Raw genomic sequence first — 19,052 nt, forward strand, 5'->3', positions numbered from 1 at the left:
ATAGTTGACACAGTAACTTTAAATCAATAGAAATGGGTTACTATCCTGAGCGTAGTCGAAGGAAGCCCGTTTAATGAAAAGAGATACGATCATTGGCTTTAGCCAAAACTTATAAATAGAATGTAATTTAGATTCTTCCTTCGTCAGAATGACAAACAGGCTGTTGATGGCTTGTGTGGCATATCTTAACGGAGTACAATAGTTGACACAGTAATTTTACATCAATAGAAATGGGTTACTATCCTGAGCGTAGTCGAAGGAAGCCCGTTTAATGAAAAGAGATACGATCATTGGCTTTAGCCAAAACTTATAAATAGAATGTAATTTAGATTCTTCCTTCGTCAGAATGACAAACAGGCTGTTGATGATTTGCGTAATGTATTAATCTCAAGGGAAAAACTATTTTCTCTTAGACGACTTCCTGATATAAAGCTGTGGTGTAAGCACTACCTTTTTCTCAATAGAAACCCCGGAACCATTTTCTTTGACGCTTTCTAAAAATACCTGTCCCGCCATTTTTCCCATCAATACAGGCGTCTGGTCAACAGAACTGATCGGAAGTTCCATAAATTGGGTAAAAGGCTCATTGGAAAATCCGATGATAGCAACTTCCTGAGGAATTTTGATGTTTCGTTTCTTCAACTCCTGGCAGGCACCTAATGCGGCAAAATCGCTGGACGAAAATATAGCATCGGGAACAGATTTTTTGCTCCAAAGTTTTTTGATGGCTTCTGTACCTTCTTCAATAGAACTGCCTGTAAAAATAATATTATCCTCTTTTACAGGAAGGTGATGATCTGCTAAAGCCTGTTTATATCCGTTAAGACGGTTTTGATAAATTTCAAGGTTAAGATCTCCTGCAAAATGGCAGATATTCTTATAACCTTCTTTAATAAGATGTTCTGTAGCCATGTAACCGCCACGATAATCATCAATAGTCACTGTGCTGATCCCTGCAATATCTTTTTTACGGTCAAAAAAGATAACCGGAGTATTGGACGTATCTATAATGCTTTGGATGTGACTGATGTCTGTTGTTGTTTTGGAAACAGACATAAAAATACCATCTACCTGTGCATTCAGCAACGTGTTCAGCTGTCTTTTTTCAATATTGACATCTTCGTGGCTCTGGCAGATAATGACATGATAGCCTAGAGGAGAAAGTTCTTCCTCAATTCCTCTGATTACCGATGAAAAGAAATTGGTATTGATATACGGAACAATGATTCCTACATTTTTAGTTTCACCGCTTTTTAAAGCTTTGGCAAGGTTATTTTGCTTGTAGTTCATTTCCTTGGCCGTTTTACGAACCAGCTCTTTGGTAGCCTCGCTTATTCGCGGGTGGTCATTCAATGCTCTTGAAACAGTTGCCACACTTACGTTGAGCTTATTGGAAATATCATAGATCGTGGCACTTTTCTTATTCATACTGATTTTTTCTGAGCGTTTTTATGAGGTCTGAACAGCAGACGTTATTGACGTAAATTTAATCAAATTATGGCTATTTGAAAGGAAAAAGATACATTTTAAGTGGGTTTCCTGCAGATTTCGGGAATATTATATTTTTATCAAGTTTAAACAGTTGATTTTATGGTGGATAGATAATAAAAAACCGAAAGCAAAACTACTTCCGGCTGTATATTCTATTTTCATTTTATTATGGGATCAAAACAGCTCTGCCTTTGATCTTTCCGTTTCTCATTCGATCATAAACTTCATTGGCCTCATCCAGATTATATTTTTCAATTTCAATATGAATTTTTTTCTGTCTTGCCAATCCTACCACTTCCATAAGTTCAACTCTTGATCCCCAGTAAGGATTTGTCATACTTACCCCAAATGGAAGTCCAGACATGCTGTATTGATAATGACCGCCTCCCAATCCGACAATGGTAAGATCACCATCCAGACTCACAATTTTAGTTCCAAGTTCAATGGTTGATGTAGCCCCTACAAAATCAATAACCACTTTTGCTTTTTTGATCCCTGTAATTTTCTGAATCTGTTCCGCTGCATCTGCATCTTTGGAATTCACAGTGAATGTTGCGCCCAGTTCTTTAGCGAAGGCCAGTTTTTCGTCCGTTACATCACACGCAATAATCGTACTGCCGCTCACTTCTCTAAGGATCTGCAGAGCAACGTGTCCAAGGCCTCCCACGCCAATCACTACAACATATTCATCGGGTGTTAGTTTAGACAATGATCTTTTAATTGCGGAATAAGGAGTCAAAGCTGCATCAGTAAGCGGAGCGGCAATCACAGGATCCAGATCATAAATAGGAACTAATAATCTTGAAGAAGGCACAAGCATGTAATCTGCCATCCCGCCGTCCAGTCCCAAACCACCTCCATAAGCCATTTCTGACTGATGGTCACAATAATTTTCTTTGGATTGCTGACAGGGTTTACAATGTCCGCATCCCCAGGGGCCATACACCAGAACGGCATCTCCTTTTTTATAGCCTTTCACATCAGGTCCTATTTCTTCGATCCAACCTGCATTTTCATGGCCTAATGTGAATACTGAACCTCCTACAGTTCCCTCGTCAATAATATGAAGATCAGAGTGGCATACACCAGCACCTCCAATTTTCAATAGAACTTCATCTCCTTTGGGAGTTGGTTTTTCCATATCATTTACAATACGGACATCTTTGTGCCCGAAAAAACGTACTGCTTTCATAAATTAATATTTTTAAACTTATACTTTAAATGTACGAAAATTGATCTTGAATAACGAGTGATTTAATTGATATTAAACTAATATATGTCAGTAAATCAGAGGGGAAATTCCCTGGTGGTCTGGCTGTAAATCATTATATTAAATTATATGTGAAACGGTTTTGGGGACAGTATGATTCAGATCATATTCGAGGGAGTAGGCAGTTAATTATATTTGAGCATTGAAAATTTCATATTTCTGACAAATTACAGTATAACCTTCCGGCAATTCGGGAGGTTTTTTTGTGGGAGGCGATTTTGGGGCTTCAGGTTTTTCTCTTTTCCTGAAAATCTGTTCTTATATTATTAATAGTAGTCCCGCCGGATAATTCCCGAATCTTTTTAATGAAGATTATTGAAAATAGAAAGTATATATATATTTTGATTCCAAAACTGATATAAATATTCCAGTTTGATAATTTTAAACTACTCAACGTAAATTATGACAATACGATCAACCATATAGTTTTGATCCGATACCTCCTCCGAATGTGTTTTCCGATAATATTACTGATGTTAATAATATCAAAGGCTTCAACTTGTTAAGGCTGATAAAGAGTTTTTCAAAAATTATTCTTAATGAATATTATTTATTTTTTTTAAAAAGATAATGCGTATGCAAATATCACCCTGTATAGGTGTTAATTTGTTGGATGCTAATATAGAAACAAAAAGATAGTTCTGTAAGGCAGTCTTTGCAAGTGATTGATTTGCAATATGTTGTATGCGTTTAAGTGTTTTTGAATTATTTTCCGTTATGTGAAATCAGCATTGGATATGTGTGATCACTATTCTATTTTTGTAATTCAGAAATGATTAAGTAATAATTGATTAGCCCGTTGTTCATTGTAAATGTATTGGCTGTAAAAACATTTATAACGAACAGCATAAATGTAAATTACGAAAGAATTTTGGAAGTTTCACTAAAAATATTAAATGAAAATCTACTGCCTTATCAAAGACGGCTTCCAAAGCTAAAGGATTTGGAATTAATCAGTCTTGTCTTAACCGCTGAATATTGTTATCCAGACAGAGGTTTTTATTCCTTTCAGCAAATGCATTTTTATAGTGGCAGACTTCATGCGGTTTGTTTCATCAGTAATCTTTTTCAAAATACAGATTTAAGTTCAGCCTCTATTTACAACATTCACTATTTCAGAGATATTAAAGAACAATTATCGGATTGTACATTTCCTGGAGACAAAGAATATTGGTCATCTGAAATTCAAATTGATGTGTTCAATTATGTAAATATAGAATTAGAAACGCCCAGAAAGCTGCATCAGAAAGATTACAGATCTCAGTTTTATTTGTTCAAAAAACAGAAAAAGAGGATGAAGAGACTGTTTTTGCAATTAGGTGATCAGATTATGATCAGAGTTGATTATGCAAAGAGTTTTGATGGATTTAAAAAGTGTTTTAATACTCAGACACATCTATAAAGAATATCAGATTAACAATAAAACAGAAAAAATATGAAAGTTTTTTTTTCGCTATTAGCAACCATAGTTTTTTCTTCTGTTTTTGGGCAGATGTCTATTACAAATAATTCTGTATCACTGGAATTTGGTGCGGGTAATCGTGGATTAATTTTACCATGGGTAAATAATATCTCCGGTGTATCCGGAGCGGTGAATGGGACGTTTGCATATGATTTATCCAACCATAAGGTAAAGGTGAAGTACACTGCTGGATGGAAAGATCTTTCAGTAGATGGCTGGTACAAAGATGATTTGTGAAAGTGATTTCAATGTCCTTTAATAGTTCTTCTTGTTTAGACTCGCAGGTACGCTTTAAAACTTAAATAAAAAAGGGGTATTTATTACTTTAATTATAGTAAAAGTATACAATAACAATAAAAACAAATACAATGAAAAAACAATTTTTACCAATTTTAGGATTATTCTTTTATTCAACAGCTTTTGGACAAGTAGGGGTCAACAATACGAGTCCCCAGGCTACAATGGATGTAACTGCGAAAACGACGGATGGAAGCAAGCCGGAGGGTATGATTGCGCCAAGACTTAGTGGAGACCAGATCAAATCTGGGGATGCTCAGTATACTACTGCACAGCAAGGAGCCTTAATCTATGCCACTTCTGCAGTAACGGTAGCCAGTGTTAAAACAGCAAATATTACCGCAGAAGGCTATTATTATTTTGATGGCAATGTGTGGCAGAAAGTAGGAGCCGGAGGTGGTGGAAGTGATACCGATGACTGGAAGCGTTTGGGAAATGCCGGGACAACGGCCGGGACGAATTTTATTGGGACCACAGACAATCAGGATTTTGTGACTAAAACCAATAATGCTGAGGCGATGAGGGTTACAAATAGTCAGCAAATTTTGGTGGGGACTGCTACAGTACCAACAGGAGGAACAAGTGCAAAGGTTATTATAGATAACGGGACAACCAATGGAGCTATCCAGATCAAAGATGGAACAGAAGGAACTGGGAAAGTATTGGTGAGTGATATCAATGGAGTTGCGAATTGGCAGGCATTAGCTGGATCTTGGTCTGCGTATATATATGGAGGAGGAAAAGGTGCAGACTCAGATCCAACTGATCCTAGTTTGTTAGATCTTGATCTGGGTGGATTTGGAGCAACGATTGCAACTATTAATGGTACAGGGGGGAATATTGACTTAGCCAATAATAGAATATACTTACCCTATACAGGAATTTATCGTGTTATTGTTTATTTAGATTTTTATGAAGGAACAGTTGGAACTAATTCTGATTGTAATGATATCCGATTATCTGTTTTTAATTCGGGTAGTTCTTCTATTTATTATAACTGTGATATTGTAGGTGCTAAAGATGCTACAAGGAAGAATGGATACATGCAAGCTGTTTTTAGTGCTACTCCTGATTCTTATGTAGAGGTGAGAAGTGCAAATGCCGTAAGTGAGGGCGTAGTTGCTGTTGAATTAATAAAACAATAAAAAGATGAAAAAAATAGCTACAATAGCAGGATTGTTCTCTCTTTGTTCAACAGCTTTTGGGCAGATGGGTGTAAACAATCAAACTCCACAGGCTACAATGGATATAACTGCGAAAACGACGGATGGAAGCAAGCCGGAAGGGATGATTGCGCCAAGACTTAGTGGAGACCAGATCAAATCTGGGGATGCTCAGTATACTACTGCCCAGCGAGGAACCTTACTTTATGCTACTTCTGCAGTAACGGTAGCCAGTGTTAAAACAGCAAATATTACCGCTGAAGGGTATTATTATTTTGATGGCAATGTATGGCAGAAAGTAGGAGCCGGAGGCGGAGGAAGCGATACCGATGACTGGAAGCGTTTGGGAAATGCCGGGACAACGGCCGGGACGAATTTTATTGGGACCACAGACAATCAGGATTTTGTGACTAAAACCAATAATACTGAGGCGATGAGGGTTACAAATAGTCAGAAAGTTTTGGTGGGAACTGCTACAGTACCAACAGGAGGAACAAGTGCAAAGGTTATCATAGACAATGGTACAACCAATGGAGCGGTCCAGATTACGGATGGAACAGAGGGAACAGGAAAAGTATTGCTGAGTGATGCTAATGGAGTTGGACGTTGGCAGGAACTAGCTGGATCTTGGTCTGCGTATACATATGGAGGGGGAAAAAATGCAGACCCAGATTCAACTGCTCCCAGTTTATTAGATCTTGATCTGGGAAATTCAAATATTTCTACAGTATCCGGAACTATTATTAATGGTACGGGGGGCAATATTGACTTAACCAGTAATAAAATATACTTACCTTATACTGGTATCTACCGTGTTATTGTTTATATGGATTTTATTGATGGAACAATTGGAAACAGCATTGATTGCAATGATATCCAATTAGCTGTATTTGATGCAGGCAGTTCTTTCATTTATTATAACTGTGATGTTATTGGCCCTAAAGATGCTACAAGGAAGAATGGATACATGCAAGCTGTTTTTAATGCTACTCCTGATTCTTATATAGAAGTGAGAAGTGTAAATAAAGTGCAGGAAGCAGTAATTTCTGTAGAATTCATAAAGTAAATCACAGGAATTCTTTTAAACACAAATTGTGACTTCATTTAAGAACTAAAGATGATTTGTGGGAGGCAATATTGCTAATCAAACCTACCATATCTGCCCGGAAATGGTAGGTTCAGTAGAATCAATAAAATAGAAAATCAGTTGAGCTTCTTGTAAAAAAACTCATCATATTTTATTTTTAAATTGTAAATAATAGTCCGCTTATTAGCAGATTTCAATGTCCTTTAATAGTTCTTCTTCTTTAGACTCGCAGGTAAGCTTTAAAACTTAAATAACCTGAATTCGGGTTAAGCGAAGTTTAAAAATAGTTGACCGTCATTTACTTTTTTTAAGTTTAATGACGGTTTTTTTGGAAAGAAGCAATATGCAGTAAGACTTCCCAAAATGTTAATTATAAAATTGCTCATTGCTACCCTTTCGTGTGGCTTAAACCCATAAAACCAACCCCATTGAAGATTTTCCACGTTCAGCCAAGCCTTTGAAAACTTTATGGTTGTGAATTCTCCGGTTTCTACAAACTTTCAACATATTTTTTTACTTTAATGCTTATCATTTGTTTATATGAGGAAGGATCATCCCTCCTCTGTAGACTTAACTTCAGAATGTATGGATAATCATTCAGAGCGGGACTTATCCGGAAAGTTACCTTATCATTTATTATCAGGTATAGATCGTTGAGTTTAAAATCGTAGAAAGCGCAACTTGTAGCCTCAACGGATAATTTTTCGAAATTTTTTAAAGAAGATTTATTTCAGATAGAAAGGATATATGAATATTTTGATTCGATAGATAAGCCTTTTTTGATTCCAAAATTTATAAAAATATGATCAGGTACATTTAAGTATATTGTCATCTATATTTAATTCGTTCAAGTCAGATGAGATAATAATCAACCATCAGGAAAACATTCAAAATAAACTTTAAAATTGAGCAACTCTATATTTAAACGACCTAGATTGTACTCATATTCCCATATCTGCTGACAAATTTCTAAATTAATTTGTTAATATTATAAAATGATCTAATTTTAGTATTTTATTACAAAAATACTATTTAATGCCAAAAAAAATTATAAGAAATCTTCAAATTGGAGTAGTGATTTCTTTGATACTTCTGATTACTAGTTCTGTAGCATCTTATATAAGCATCCATAAGCAGATGGAGAATAGGAAAGAATTATTAAAAAATAAGGAATCTATAAGCTTAGCAAAAGATATCTTAAATACTCTTTTAAATGCTGAAACAGGAAATCGGGGATATCAGCTTACCGGAAGAGAAGATTTTCTTGAACCTTTCAATAAAAGCAGGAGTGAATATCCGTTGCTTGTTTCTAACAAAGGTAGACTTCATCTTAGAGATAAAGATCAGATTAATATCCTAAATGAATTGCTGCATACTTCAGAAATAATGATGAAAGAATATGTGTTGCTTATTGAGAATCGTAAAAAAGGGATATTAATGAGCCCTGAAGAACTTGTACAAAACAAGGAAGCTATGGACAGATGCCGCATGCTCGCTCAGAAATTTGTAAAAAAGGAGGAAGTTCAACTTGCCATAAAAAATGAAGAACTGAACAAGTCTTCCGAGTTGACTGTTTTGTTCATCGTCTTTTCTGCCATGGCAGCCATTGGGGTAACTATTTTTGTTTATATACAACTAAAATCTGACCTTATCCGACGCGGGAAGTTAGAAAAAGATCTGTTTAACACTAAGGAAATGCTTGAGGAAACAAGCTTAGTAGCCCAAGTGGGAGGTTGGGAAGCCAATATGAAGACCGGAAAGCTCTTCTGGTCTCAAAGTACAAGAGAAATTCACAAACTGCAAGATGGTCTCCAGCCTACTTTTGAAACTGCCTTTGAATTTTACAAAGGAAAAAGCAAGGAGAGAATAAAATACCTTTTTAACAGGGCAATACAACAAGGAATTACTTTTGATGAGGAGCTTCAGCTTTTGCGTAATGATGGAGTTACGATCTGGGTAAGAGTAAAAGGGATTCCCGAATTTGAAGGTGATAGCTGCAAAAGGGTTTTCGGAATCATCCAGGACATTGATGCCTTCAAAAAGATGTTTCTGGAGGTTACCCGGAAAGAAGCTATAATGCAGTCTTTTGCCACTGATGTTCCTGTTCCTTTGGCTATGTTTGATAAAGACCTTAACTATGTTGCTGTAAGCAACAGATGGAAAGAGGAATTTAGTATGAATAATGTAGATCTTATCGGTAATAATCTTTTCACGATATCACCTGATATTCCCAAAGAAAGAAAAGAGATTTATGACAATGCGCTGTTGGGAAAAACCTATATTAACAGTGATTATACGCTAAAGGTAGAAGGAAAAGAAGAAATTCAGCATTACGACCTTAAAGTCGGACCTTGGTATCTTACAAAAGATGAAGTAGGAGGGGTAATTATTTCCATACAGAATATTACAAATGCTGCAAAGATAAATGAAGAACTGAAAAATGCCAAGGAAACAGCAGATATAGCCAGCAAAGCAAAATCCGAATTTCTTGCCAATATGAGTCATGAGATCAGGACTCCTTTAAACGGAGTTATTGGTTTTTCAGACCTTCTCCTCACGACACCACTGAATGAAACACAGATGCAATATCTGAATTATATCAATGAGTCAGGGGAAAACCTGCTTAGCATTATCAATGATATATTGGATTTTTCTAAAATAGAATCCGGAAAAATGGAGCTTTTGATTGAAAAATGTGATGTTTATGATATGTTGAGCCAGGTTATCAATGTTATTATTTATCAATCCCAGAAAAAAAACATCGAACTTCTTCTCAATATTGAACCGGGTCTTCCAAAAATACTTTTTATGGATGAAGCAAGGTTAAAACAGATCTTGATCAATCTTCTTGGGAATGCTGTGAAATTTACAGAAAAGGGAGAGATCGAGCTAAAAGTAGAGAAATTACGCATGGATGATAGTACTATTGCTTTGCGTTTCTCGGTTAGAGATACTGGGATCGGTATCCCTGTTGAAAAACAGAAATACATTTTTGATGCCTTTACTCAGGAAAACAGTTCCATCAGTAAACAATATGGTGGTACAGGTCTAGGGCTTACTATTTCGAACAATATCCTGGGATATATGGGAAGCCATTTGTCGCTGAGCAGTGCAAAGGAAAGAGGTTCTGTATTTTTCTTCGACATTGAGATTCCTTACGAGATCTCTCAATTGAGAGAAGAGGAGGAAATAACTATTAAAACAGCCCTGGTGGTTGATGATAATGAAACCAACAGGATCATTCTTGAACACATGCTTAGCTATAAGAATATCAAATCCACCCTGGCTTCTAATGGGATGGAAGCATTAGATATCTTGTTGAAAGGTGAACGGTTCGATGTGATCCTGATGGATTATCATATGCCTCTTATGTCCGGATTGGAAACGATAGATAAAATGACAGGATTGTTCAATCAGCGAAATGAGACTTCTCCATTTATAATACTTTCTTCTTCTTCTGAAGAACTGGGCATATTTGCTTCGGTTAGGAAAATACAAAATGCACATTTACTGTTGAAGCCTATCAAATCACATGAACTATACAAAACCTTAAAAAAAGTAGATCGAAGTTATACCGTAGAAATTAATAAGGATCAGTCTGAAAAAGTCTCGCATTTAATTGCCCCGGAATTAGAAGTGCTTTTGGTGGATGATAACGTTGTGAATATGGTCCTGAATAATAGAATGATGAAGTCTCTTGCTCCCGGTATACATCTAACGGAAGCGGTCAATGGGCTGCAGGCTGTGGAGGAATGCAAGAAAAAGCAGTTTTCCATTATCCTGATGGATGTACAGATGCCGATAATGAGTGGTATTGAGGCAACACAAAATATTAGAATGCTGCCGGGGTATGAACATGTACCTATCATAGGCGTTACAGCCGGAAATGTGCTGGGTGAAAAAGAAAAATGCCTTGAAGCCGGAATGAATGATTTCCTTCCCAAACCTGTAAGAAAAGCAGATCTTCTGGAAGTGCTCAAAAAATATATTAGTGTTTAGAATTTATGAAAAAATGGTGCTCGACTTCTTCTACTAAGTTACTTTTTACTTGGAATTACTTTTACAAAAAAGATTTTACACAATCTATAAAAAATAGGCTACCTTTTTAAGATAGCCTATTTTAATATTATTATTTTCTTGTAATGGTTCAAAACTTAATTGTCAAATTAGATAATTTATCATCAAGAGTATTTAGTTTTCTTAAATTCTTAAGTAAAGAGTTCAGGTTTTGTGGCCTCACCAGGAATCGAACCTGGATCTAAAGTTTAGGAAACTTCTATTCTATCCATTGAACTATGAGGCCTTGCTAAGATCATAAAATTACAAATTATTCGCCGGAGTAGCGTAATGATCAGGATGTTGATTCATGAGGGAAACTTTAGCAACAAATGATCAAGTAGGTTTTAGGACTTTTATAATCCGGCTTTCTCTGAAATGATAGAAAGGGATGAGCTTCCTTAATCCTCATTTTATTCCTATTTAAAGCATAAAATGTGGTATGAATTAGTTATTCATAATACTTTAAAAATTGCTATGTTTTGAAATATTGTAAGTATTTTTGAGGTTTAAATATCTGTAACTAATTATTGATTTTAACTTCTATGATTTTAATTGTTGATGACAATCAAAGTAATCTTTATTCACTGCAAAAATTACTAGAGTCCAAGGATTTTCAGGTGGAAACAGCCAATTCCGGTGAAGAGGCACTGGGTAAAGCCCTTAAGAATGACTATGCCCTCATTATTCTGGATGTTCAGATGCCTGATATGGATGGCTTTGAAGTAGCAGAAACACTGGCAGATTACAGTAAAACAAAAGAAGTTCCCATTATATTTTTATCTGCTGTTAATACAGACAAGAAATTTATAACGAAAGGCTATGCTTCTGGTGCTAAAGACTATGTCACCAAACCTGTAGATCCTGAAATTCTTTTACTGAAAGTAAAAACATTCTATAATCTTCAGTAGCAGAATATAGCGATGAAGAAGACCCAGCAGAATCTTGAGCTGGAAGTTAAAGGAAGACGTGAATCACAAGTGACAATGAAGTCTCAGATTGACCATTTTCACTTAATGCTGGAGTCACTTCCACAAATTGCATTTACCCTGAATGAATCAGGAACGGTGGATTTCGTGAATGGTAAATGGTATGAATATTCAACTTCAGAGCAGAATTTTCCTGAAATATATCCCGACGACCCTGATATCACAGAGGAGTTTGAGAGATGCAGAAAAAAAGGAAAAGCTCTTGAACTGGAAGTTAGAATTAAAAATGTGGTTTCAGGTAATTACCGTTATCATTTGCTTAGAGTAACGCCGGTATATGATGAAGGTCGTATTAAAAACTGGGTGGGAACTTTTACCGATATTGATGATCAGAAGAAAGTTGAAAAAGAAAAAGATGAATTTTTAAGCATTGCAAGCCATGAGCTGAAGACTCCTTTAACGAGTATTAAAGCCTATGTTCAGCTATTAGAAAGAAAATTGAAACTCGACAAAGAAAGCTCTGAAGCAGGATTTGTAACGAAAGTTCAGGGACAGATTGAAAAACTGAATACATTGATCACTGATCTGCTGGATGTTTCTAAAATAGAAAATGGCAAGCTAAAAATTAATAAAAAGCCGGTGAATCTGGAAAATTTGATCAGTAATGCGATTGAAACAATCATACAAACTCATGATCAGCGTGAAGTGAAAATTGAGCGTCACGGAACAAAACCGGATATTTTAATTCCTTTAGACGAAATCCGTATAGAGCAGGTTCTCATCAACTTTCTGACCAATGCCATAAAATATTCACCAGATAATAATCAGGTTATTGTTACCACTTTTGTAGATGAAGAAGCTGAAGAAGTAAGAGTGAACGTAACCGACTTTGGAATTGGTATCCCGGATTTTAAACAGGATGCTGTATTCAAAAAATTCTACCGTGTAGAAGAATCTTCACTGCAGTTCCAGGGAATGGGAATCGGATTGTTTATCTGCTCCGAGATCATCAAACAGCACCATGGACACGTTGGGGTTTCCAGTATAGTAGATGAAGGCTCTACTTTTTATTTCACATTACCACTAAACTAATTTTAATGCCTAAAAAAATAATAAGAAATCTTCAGTTTGGAGTAGGTCTTTCACTTTTGATTTTAATTACCAGCTCTCTGGCCTCTTATTGGAGTATCCAAAATCAAATGAACCACCGTGAAAGTCTTTCCAAAAGCAGACGATCTGTAACAGCGGTGAAAGACGTGCTGGTTGCTTTACTGGATGCAGAAACAGGAAACAGAGGGTATCAGCTTACCGGAAGGGAAGATTTTCTAGAACCTTATAAACGGGGATTAAGAGAATACCCTAAAGCTTTGGTACGCGCTGAATCTTTGGATATCAATGATCAGAATCAAATCCAAAGACTTGCAGGTTTAAAAACAGCAGTTGATCAGGTAATGCAGAACCTGAAACATTTGGTTGAGAACAGACGAAGAGGCATTATCATGACACAACAGGAGATTACTGAGGGTAAAACCTATATGGATCAGTGCCGGAAAATTGTCAATGATTTTGTACAATATGAAGAAAGCCAGGTTGAAATTAAAAATAATGATCTCAACCGTTCGTCCGGTACAACTGTTCTTTTTATCCTTTTTTCCGCTATTGCCGCAGTGGTTGTCACGGTGTTTTTCTATATAAAAATGCGTGCAGATCTTATCCGAAGAGATAAGCTTGAGAAAATGCTTAAGACAAAAGATGAAGAAATGACACGCCGTGTAAGTGCTATTCAAAAGATTGCCAACAGAGTAGCGAACGGGGATTACAGTGAAAAAGCAGTGGATAATGCTCAGGATGATCTTGGAGATTTGGTAGAGTCTCTTAATCATATGACGGAATCTCTCAAAATCTCTTTTGATACCATTAATAAGAGCGACTGGCGTCAGAAAGGGCTTGCGCTACTGAATGAATCCCTGGTAGGGAATAAGACTGTACAGGAAGTTTCCAATAAATCTTTAATGCAGTTGATTGAATACGGAAAATGTATTAATGGTTCCCTGTATTTATATGATGAAGGCATTTTAAAACTTAATAAAGCATTCGGGCTGGAATCCAATATGAAAAAAGCTTTTGAACCCGGAGAAGGAATGGTGGGACAGGCTTTTGTTAATGCTAAGACACAGGTTTATAATAACCTTCATGAAGAAGACTTTGTAGTCACTTTTGCCAGCAGTACGATTAAAATTTACGGAATTATATTGCTTCCGCTTTTTGCAGACGGCCATATAATAGGAGTGTTGGAGCTTGGTTCCACGTCTAATTTTGAGGAAGACAGAATACACTATTTTGAAGAATGCTGTACCAATATAGGAATCGCCCTGAGTGCTGCAAAAAGCAGAGAAAAAGAGCAGCAATTATTGGAAGAAACTCAGGCACAGTCTGAAGAACTGCAGGTTCAGCACTCTGAGCTTGAAAATCTGAATACTGAACTGGAAGCACAAACCCAGAAGCTTCAGGCATCTGAAGAAGAGCTTAAAGTGCAGCAGGAAGAGCTTATGCAGGCTAATGCAGAACTGGAAGAGCGTTCCCGATTGCTGGAAGAAAAAAATCATTTGATTGCTGAACGTAATAATGAAATTCAGAAAAAAGTAGAAGAGCTGGCATTAAGCACCAAATACAAATCTGAGTTTTTAGCCAATATGTCTCATGAATTGCGTACTCCGCTGAATTCAATTCTTCTTTTATCCCGATTAATGACGGAAAATCCTGATGAAAATCTTAACGAAGATCAGATGGAATCTGCCAAAGTAATTCATAGTTCGGGCACAAGCTTATTAACCCTTATTGATGAAATTCTGGATCTTGCCAAAATAGAATCTGGTAAAATGACTCTTGAATATCAGGATGTAAACCTTGAAGAAGTGGTAAAAGACCTGAAGAGTCTTTTCAATCCGGTATTTCAGGAGAAGGCGCTTCCGTTTAATATCGAAATTGATGCAAATGTGCAGAAAGTAATCGAAAGTGACCGCCTAAGAATTGATCAGGTATTGAGAAATTTATTATCAAATGCGCTAAAATTTACCACAAAAGGAAGCATCGGTTTACACATCAAAAAACATTCTGAAAAACCTGATTTTATCATATTTTCAGTGAAAGATACAGGCGTTGGAATAGCCGAGGATAAGCAGAAAATTATCTTTGAAGCATTCCAGCAGGCTGACGGATCTACCAAAAGAAAGTTCGGAGGAACAGGTTTAGGTCTGTCCATAAGCCGTGAAATTGCAAGGCTTCTTGGAGGTGAACTGGTTCTGAAAAGTGAGATAGACAAAGGAAGTGAATTCAGTTTTATCATTCCTGTACATGCGGCGACAGAGATTATCCATTCTGAGACAGATCAGGATCTTGTAGAGGTGATTCGTGAAGATGTGGAAGAAATTCAGAATATTCTTGACGAAGGAGAAACTAAAGTAATTCCCGTAAATACCCTTGAAATTCCTGAAGATGTAACAGACGACCGGGAAAATATTCAGGAAGGAGATAAAGTAATTCTGATCATTGAAGATGATATCAATTTTGCAAAAGCTTTATTGAAATATGCCCACATGCAGAGCTATAAAGGTGTGGTTGTGGTAAGAGGAGATTATGCTCTTTCAGCGGCTCAGAAGTACCATCCGCATGCCATTTTACTGGACGTTCAGCTTCCTGTAAAAGATGGCTGGGAGGTTATGGATGAACTGAAATCTGATCCTTATATCAAACAGATTCCGGTTCATATGATGTCTGTTCTTCATCTTAAAAAAGAAAGTCTGATGAAAGGTGCTGTAGACTTTATTAACAAGCCGGTAGCACTGGATAAAATGACTGATGTTTTCAGAAAGATTGAAGAAGCTTTAGAAAAAGGATCTCAAAAAGTGCTGATTGTAGAAGAAAATGCCAAACATGCCAGTGCATTATCCTATTTTCTGAGCAATTTTAATATTTCTTTATCTGTAGAACATACCGTGGAAGATAGCGTAAAAGCCCTGACTTCTGATCTTGTAGACTGCGTTATTCTGGATATTGGAAGCGCAAAAGGAAATGACTATCACGTAATAGAATCCATCAAAAGCCATGAAGGGCTGGAAAACCTTCCTATCATCATCTTTACAGAACACCATTTATCTAAAGAAGAAGAACTTAAAATAAAGCAATACGCAGATTCAATTGTTGTAAAAACAGCACATTCGTACCAAAGAATTTTGGATGAAGTAGGATTGTTCCTGCATCTGGTGGAAGAAAAAAACAATTCCGCAGAAAGTACTGCAGGCAGAATGCTGGGATCTCTAACGGAGGTTCTGAGTGGCAAAAAAGTCCTGATTACCGATGATGATGTACGCAATATTTTTTCTTTAACCAAAGCTCTGGAAAAATATAAAGTGGAGGTTATCGTAGCCATGGACGGAAAGCATGCCCTGGAACAAATTCAACACAATCCTGATATAGACGTGATCTTAATGGATATGATGATGCCGGAAATGGATGGCTATGAAACCATAAAGCAGATCAGAAAAATGCCGGCATTTAAAAGGCTGCCTATTATAGCGGTAACTGCAAAATCAATGATTGGAGACCGTGAGAAATGCATTACGGCAGGAGCATCGGATTATATCTCAAAACCTGTAGATATTGATCAGCTGTTGTCGCTGCTTCGCGTTTGGTTATATGAAAGTTAAACAGATAAAATTCTGATGAAAAAGAAAATTTTAATTGTGGATGATGATCCACGCAATATATTCGCATTGAAACTCACCCTTAAGGCCCGTGGATATGCAATAGAAACCTGTACAATGGCTCAGGAAGCTCTGGATATGCTAAAAGCTGACCCTGATTTTTCAATGGTACTTATGGATATGATGATGCCTGGAATAGACGGCTATGAAGCAGTAAGAATCATAAGAAACACTTCTGAAATCAAAGATATTCCAGTTATTGCAGTAACTGCACAGGCTATGCCTGAAGACCGTCAGAAATGCATTGAGGTAGGCGCTAATGATTATGTTTCAAAGCCCATTGATGTAGACCTTTTACTAATGGCAATAGAAAAACTTTCATAGATGCTGGAACCAAGTATCGTAAAAGATGAAGAAATAGAATATCTGATCAACGATGTCTATGAAATGTATGGCTATGACTTTTCCGGTTATAGCAGGGCTTCGTTTAAAAGAAGAGTAAACAGAATATGCCTTTTGGACAGGTTTACCAGCTTTGCGGAACTTAGATATACCCTCATGAATGATGCAGAATATTTAAAGCGTTTTGTAGAAGAAGTTACGGTAAACGTCACAGAAATGTTTCGGGATCCTTCCTTTTTCAAAGCATTACGTGAGAAAGTTCTGCCGCAATTAGGCACTTATCCCCTGATCAGGATCTGGATTGCTGGTTGTTCTACGGGAGAAGAAGCTTATTCTATCGCTATTTTATTGAAAGAAGCAGGGCTGTATGATAAATCCCTGATTTATGGTACAGATTTAAATCCCGCAGTTCTTGAGACAGCCAGAGCTGGTGTTTTCCCGTTATACCAAATGAAATTATATTCTGAAAACTATATGCTTTCAGGAGGGAAACGTGATTTTTCAGATTACTATACGGCCAATTATGATAGTGTAAAGTTTGATAAAAGCTTACAGGAAAAACTTATTTTATCTACCCACAATCTGGTTTCAGACAGTTCTTTCAATAGTTTCCAGCTGATTATATGCAGAAATGTTCTGATTTATTTTGATAGAGAACTGCAGGAAAGAGTTTTTAATCTTTTCGATAACAGTCTGGAAAATTTAGGTTTTCTGGCTTTGGGAGCAAAAGAGACACTCAGGTTTTCCACTATTGAAAAGAATTATCATCAGATTGAAGACCAGAAAATCTGGAAAAAGCTTGATCATCATTAATAACCAATGCTATGGAATCACAGAAAAACATTGAATTAATTGTTATAGGAGGATCAGCAGGCAGTTTACAGGTCATTATTGAAATGATCAAAAACCTGAATGATATTCTAAAAATCCCAATTGTAGTGGTGGTTCACCGTAAAGCCCAATCAGGAGACATTCTGAGAACCTTATTGCAGCAATTTACGAAGATACCGGTGATAGAAGTAGAAGATAAAACTGAAATGGACAATAATGCCATTTATATTGTTCCGGCAGATTATCATTTGCTGTTTGAAAATAAGAAAAATATGTCACTGGACAGCTCAGAAAAAATGAATTACTCTCGTCCTTCAATAGATGTCACCTTCAGGTCTGCAGCAGAAATTTATGGAGAGAATATGATTGGAATTCTTCTCTCCGGAGCCAATGCTGATGGAGTAGAAGGGCTGTCTTATATTAAAAAAAATAACGGACAGGTATGGATTCAGGATCCTGAAACGGCAGAAGTGGAATATATGCCCAAACATGCCGTAGAAGAGATAGATTATGACCAAATTATCAAACCGGATAATCTGGCAGATTATATCAATCAGTTGTAATAGAATAACCTAAATAATATGAACAAAAAGAAAATTTTAATTTTTGATGATGACGCTGCTATTTTGGAAGTGATTACCATCATATTTGAAGAGAATGGCTACGAGGTCAGAATCTCAGAAACTTCACATGATATTCTGGAGAAAGTGGCTGAATATCATCCCGATGTTATTCTGATGGATAACTGGATTCCGAAAATTGGAGGAGTGGAAGCTACAAAACTTTTGAAAAACAGCGAAGAATTTAATCACATTCCTGTCATTTATGTTACGGCAAACAATGATATTGCTGCCTTAGCTTCCGAAGCACAGGCAGATGATTATGTTTCAAAACCTTTTAATCTGGATGATCTTGAAGAAATGGTGGCAAAACATATAAAAGAACAGGTGTAAATCTTTCGATTTTCCCAATAAAAAGATCTCTCAAACTTTGAGAGATTTTTTTATTTATTGTTCAGAGCAGAAATCATTTGACTTTTCGTTATGTGATAACTGTTGATGTTATGAATTAAAGAACGTAATAAAAGATAGAGCTGGGGATTTTCCATAATGACATGAGAAAATGTCTGCACAAGAATTAATTTTTTTGAAACTATATTATGTGCAGTGATATATTCAGAGCTAAGATCAATGTCAATATTTAATTCCTTATTCACTTTAAGTTTAAAATATTCATCTATTAAATACTTATCATTAATCAGGTCTAAAGATTCTATTTTCGTTTCGTCCATAATGTTGATAATTAAATTGTAAAATACAAATGTTATACCGTACAGGGGAAAAAACAGAGGAGATTACAAC

At 36.3% G+C, this 19,052-nt stretch carries 15 protein-coding genes, 1 tRNA gene and 1 pseudogene; 12 read left to right on the forward strand and 5 right to left on the reverse strand.

From position 1 onward, the window contains the following. Positions 1-399: 399 nt before the first annotated feature. Both ACKTTZ_RS19415 and ACKTTZ_RS19420 read right to left on the reverse strand, forming a co-directional pair. Positions 400-1,428 carry a LacI family DNA-binding transcriptional regulator gene (locus ACKTTZ_RS19415; RefSeq protein WP_253317146.1) on the reverse strand — a complete coding sequence of 343 codons (1,029 nt, stop codon included), beginning with the start codon at positions 1,426-1,428 and terminating at the stop codon, positions 400-402. Positions 1,429-1,657: 229 nt separating this feature from the next. Further along, complete coding sequence (locus tag ACKTTZ_RS19420; RefSeq protein ID WP_253317145.1) at positions 1,658-2,683, reverse strand: NAD(P)-dependent alcohol dehydrogenase; 1,026 nt, start codon at positions 2,681-2,683, stop codon at positions 1,658-1,660. 949 nt (positions 2,684-3,632) lie between these two features. Here ACKTTZ_RS19420 and ACKTTZ_RS19425 point away from each other — a divergent pair. From ACKTTZ_RS19425 to ACKTTZ_RS19440, 4 genes are all read left to right on the forward strand, one after another. Further along, on the forward strand, positions 3,633-4,163 hold the full coding sequence (locus ACKTTZ_RS19425; RefSeq protein ID WP_407846393.1) for a hypothetical protein: 531 nt from the start codon (positions 3,633-3,635) through the stop codon (positions 4,161-4,163). A 33-nt stretch (positions 4,164-4,196) separates the two neighbouring features. Beyond that, the gene (locus ACKTTZ_RS19430; protein ID WP_407846394.1) at positions 4,197-4,460 is read left to right on the forward strand and encodes a hypothetical protein; all 264 of its coding nucleotides are present in this window, start codon (positions 4,197-4,199) and stop codon (positions 4,458-4,460) included. Positions 4,461-4,591: 131 nt separating this feature from the next. Next, positions 4,592-5,665: a hypothetical protein gene (locus ACKTTZ_RS19435; protein WP_407846395.1), complete on the forward strand. Its 1,074-nt coding sequence runs from the start codon at positions 4,592-4,594 to the stop codon at positions 5,663-5,665. Between the two features lie 4 nt (positions 5,666-5,669). Beyond that, positions 5,670-6,749: a hypothetical protein gene (locus ACKTTZ_RS19440; RefSeq protein WP_407846396.1), complete on the forward strand. Its 1,080-nt coding sequence runs from the start codon at positions 5,670-5,672 to the stop codon at positions 6,747-6,749. A 419-nt stretch (positions 6,750-7,168) separates the two neighbouring features. On the opposite strand, the pseudogene ACKTTZ_RS19445 reads toward ACKTTZ_RS19440, so the two are convergent. After that, positions 7,169-7,274, reverse strand: a pseudogene (locus ACKTTZ_RS19445) (transposase); the annotation flags it as partial. Positions 7,275-7,805: 531 nt separating this feature from the next. Here ACKTTZ_RS19445 and ACKTTZ_RS19450 point away from each other — a divergent pair. Further along, positions 7,806-10,769, forward strand: coding sequence for a response regulator (locus ACKTTZ_RS19450; protein ID WP_407846397.1), 2,964 nt, complete (start codon positions 7,806-7,808; stop codon positions 10,767-10,769). Between the two features lie 232 nt (positions 10,770-11,001). Here ACKTTZ_RS19450 and ACKTTZ_RS19455 read toward each other — a convergent pair. Next, positions 11,002-11,073, reverse strand: a tRNA-Arg gene (locus tag ACKTTZ_RS19455). Between the two features lie 298 nt (positions 11,074-11,371). On the opposite strand from ACKTTZ_RS19455, the gene ACKTTZ_RS19460 reads away from it, so the two are divergent. The 7 genes from ACKTTZ_RS19460 to ACKTTZ_RS19490 are packed head-to-tail and all read left to right on the forward strand — an operon-like array spanning position 11,372 to position 18,644. Then, positions 11,372-11,737: a PleD family two-component system response regulator gene (locus ACKTTZ_RS19460; protein ID WP_407846398.1), complete on the forward strand. Its 366-nt coding sequence runs from the start codon at positions 11,372-11,374 to the stop codon at positions 11,735-11,737. Between the two features lie 12 nt (positions 11,738-11,749). Next, a complete protein-coding gene (locus ACKTTZ_RS19465; protein ID WP_407846399.1) occupies positions 11,750-12,847 on the forward strand; it encodes an ATP-binding protein in 1,098 nt (365 codons plus the stop codon). A 5-nt stretch (positions 12,848-12,852) separates the two neighbouring features. Next, positions 12,853-16,461: a response regulator gene (locus ACKTTZ_RS19470; RefSeq protein WP_034694274.1), complete on the forward strand. Its 3,609-nt coding sequence runs from the start codon at positions 12,853-12,855 to the stop codon at positions 16,459-16,461. Positions 16,462-16,476: 15 nt separating this feature from the next. After that, positions 16,477-16,842 (forward strand): response regulator, encoded by a 366-nt coding sequence (locus tag ACKTTZ_RS19475; protein ID WP_407846400.1) that lies wholly within the window; start codon positions 16,477-16,479, stop codon positions 16,840-16,842. After that, positions 16,843-17,673, forward strand: a complete 831-nt coding sequence (locus ACKTTZ_RS19480; RefSeq protein WP_034694279.1) for a protein-glutamate O-methyltransferase CheR — start codon at positions 16,843-16,845, stop codon at positions 17,671-17,673. Between the two features lie 11 nt (positions 17,674-17,684). Further along, entirely contained in the window at positions 17,685-18,254 is a 570-nt protein-coding gene (locus ACKTTZ_RS19485; protein ID WP_034694281.1) for a chemotaxis protein CheB, read from the forward strand. Between the two features lie 18 nt (positions 18,255-18,272). Then, positions 18,273-18,644 (forward strand): response regulator, encoded by a 372-nt coding sequence (locus ACKTTZ_RS19490; RefSeq protein ID WP_034694282.1) that lies wholly within the window; start codon positions 18,273-18,275, stop codon positions 18,642-18,644. Positions 18,645-18,694: 50 nt separating this feature from the next. Here the strand turns inward: ACKTTZ_RS19490 and ACKTTZ_RS19495 are convergent, their stop codons facing one another. Then, positions 18,695-18,982, reverse strand: coding sequence for a hypothetical protein (locus ACKTTZ_RS19495; protein WP_034694284.1), 288 nt, complete (start codon positions 18,980-18,982; stop codon positions 18,695-18,697). Between the last annotated feature and the right edge of the window lie 70 nt (positions 18,983-19,052).

This window comes from Chryseobacterium sp. KCF3-3 (assembly GCF_045865955.1).
Taxonomy (GTDB): domain Bacteria; phylum Bacteroidota; class Bacteroidia; order Flavobacteriales; family Weeksellaceae; genus Chryseobacterium.

Bases quoted from the DNA above. Each gene is read 5' to 3' on its own strand.
- ACKTTZ_RS19485 (WP_034694281.1), top strand. From the start codon at position 17,685: ATGGAATCACAGAAAAACATTGAATTAATTGTTATAGGAGGATCAGCA.
- ACKTTZ_RS19495 (WP_034694284.1), bottom strand. From the start codon at position 18,982: ATGGACGAAACGAAAATAGAATCTTTAGACCTGATTAATGATAAGTAT.
- ACKTTZ_RS19415 (WP_253317146.1), bottom strand. From the start codon at position 1,428: ATGAATAAGAAAAGTGCCACGATCTATGATATTTCCAATAAGCTCAAC.
- ACKTTZ_RS19420 (WP_253317145.1), bottom strand. From the start codon at position 2,683: ATGAAAGCAGTACGTTTTTTCGGGCACAAAGATGTCCGTATTGTAAAT.
- ACKTTZ_RS19430 (WP_407846394.1), top strand. From the start codon at position 4,197: ATGAAAGTTTTTTTTTCGCTATTAGCAACCATAGTTTTTTCTTCTGTT.
- ACKTTZ_RS19490 (WP_034694282.1), top strand. From the start codon at position 18,273: ATGAACAAAAAGAAAATTTTAATTTTTGATGATGACGCTGCTATTTTG.
- ACKTTZ_RS19475 (WP_407846400.1), top strand. From the start codon at position 16,477: ATGAAAAAGAAAATTTTAATTGTGGATGATGATCCACGCAATATATTC.
- ACKTTZ_RS19470 (WP_034694274.1), top strand. From the start codon at position 12,853: ATGCCTAAAAAAATAATAAGAAATCTTCAGTTTGGAGTAGGTCTTTCA.
- ACKTTZ_RS19440 (WP_407846396.1), top strand. From the start codon at position 5,670: ATGAAAAAAATAGCTACAATAGCAGGATTGTTCTCTCTTTGTTCAACA.
- ACKTTZ_RS19460 (WP_407846398.1), top strand. From the start codon at position 11,372: ATGATTTTAATTGTTGATGACAATCAAAGTAATCTTTATTCACTGCAA.
- ACKTTZ_RS19480 (WP_034694279.1), top strand. From the start codon at position 16,843: ATGCTGGAACCAAGTATCGTAAAAGATGAAGAAATAGAATATCTGATC.
- ACKTTZ_RS19465 (WP_407846399.1), top strand. From the start codon at position 11,750: ATGAAGAAGACCCAGCAGAATCTTGAGCTGGAAGTTAAAGGAAGACGT.
- ACKTTZ_RS19435 (WP_407846395.1), top strand. From the start codon at position 4,592: ATGAAAAAACAATTTTTACCAATTTTAGGATTATTCTTTTATTCAACA.
- ACKTTZ_RS19450 (WP_407846397.1), top strand. From the start codon at position 7,806: ATGCCAAAAAAAATTATAAGAAATCTTCAAATTGGAGTAGTGATTTCT.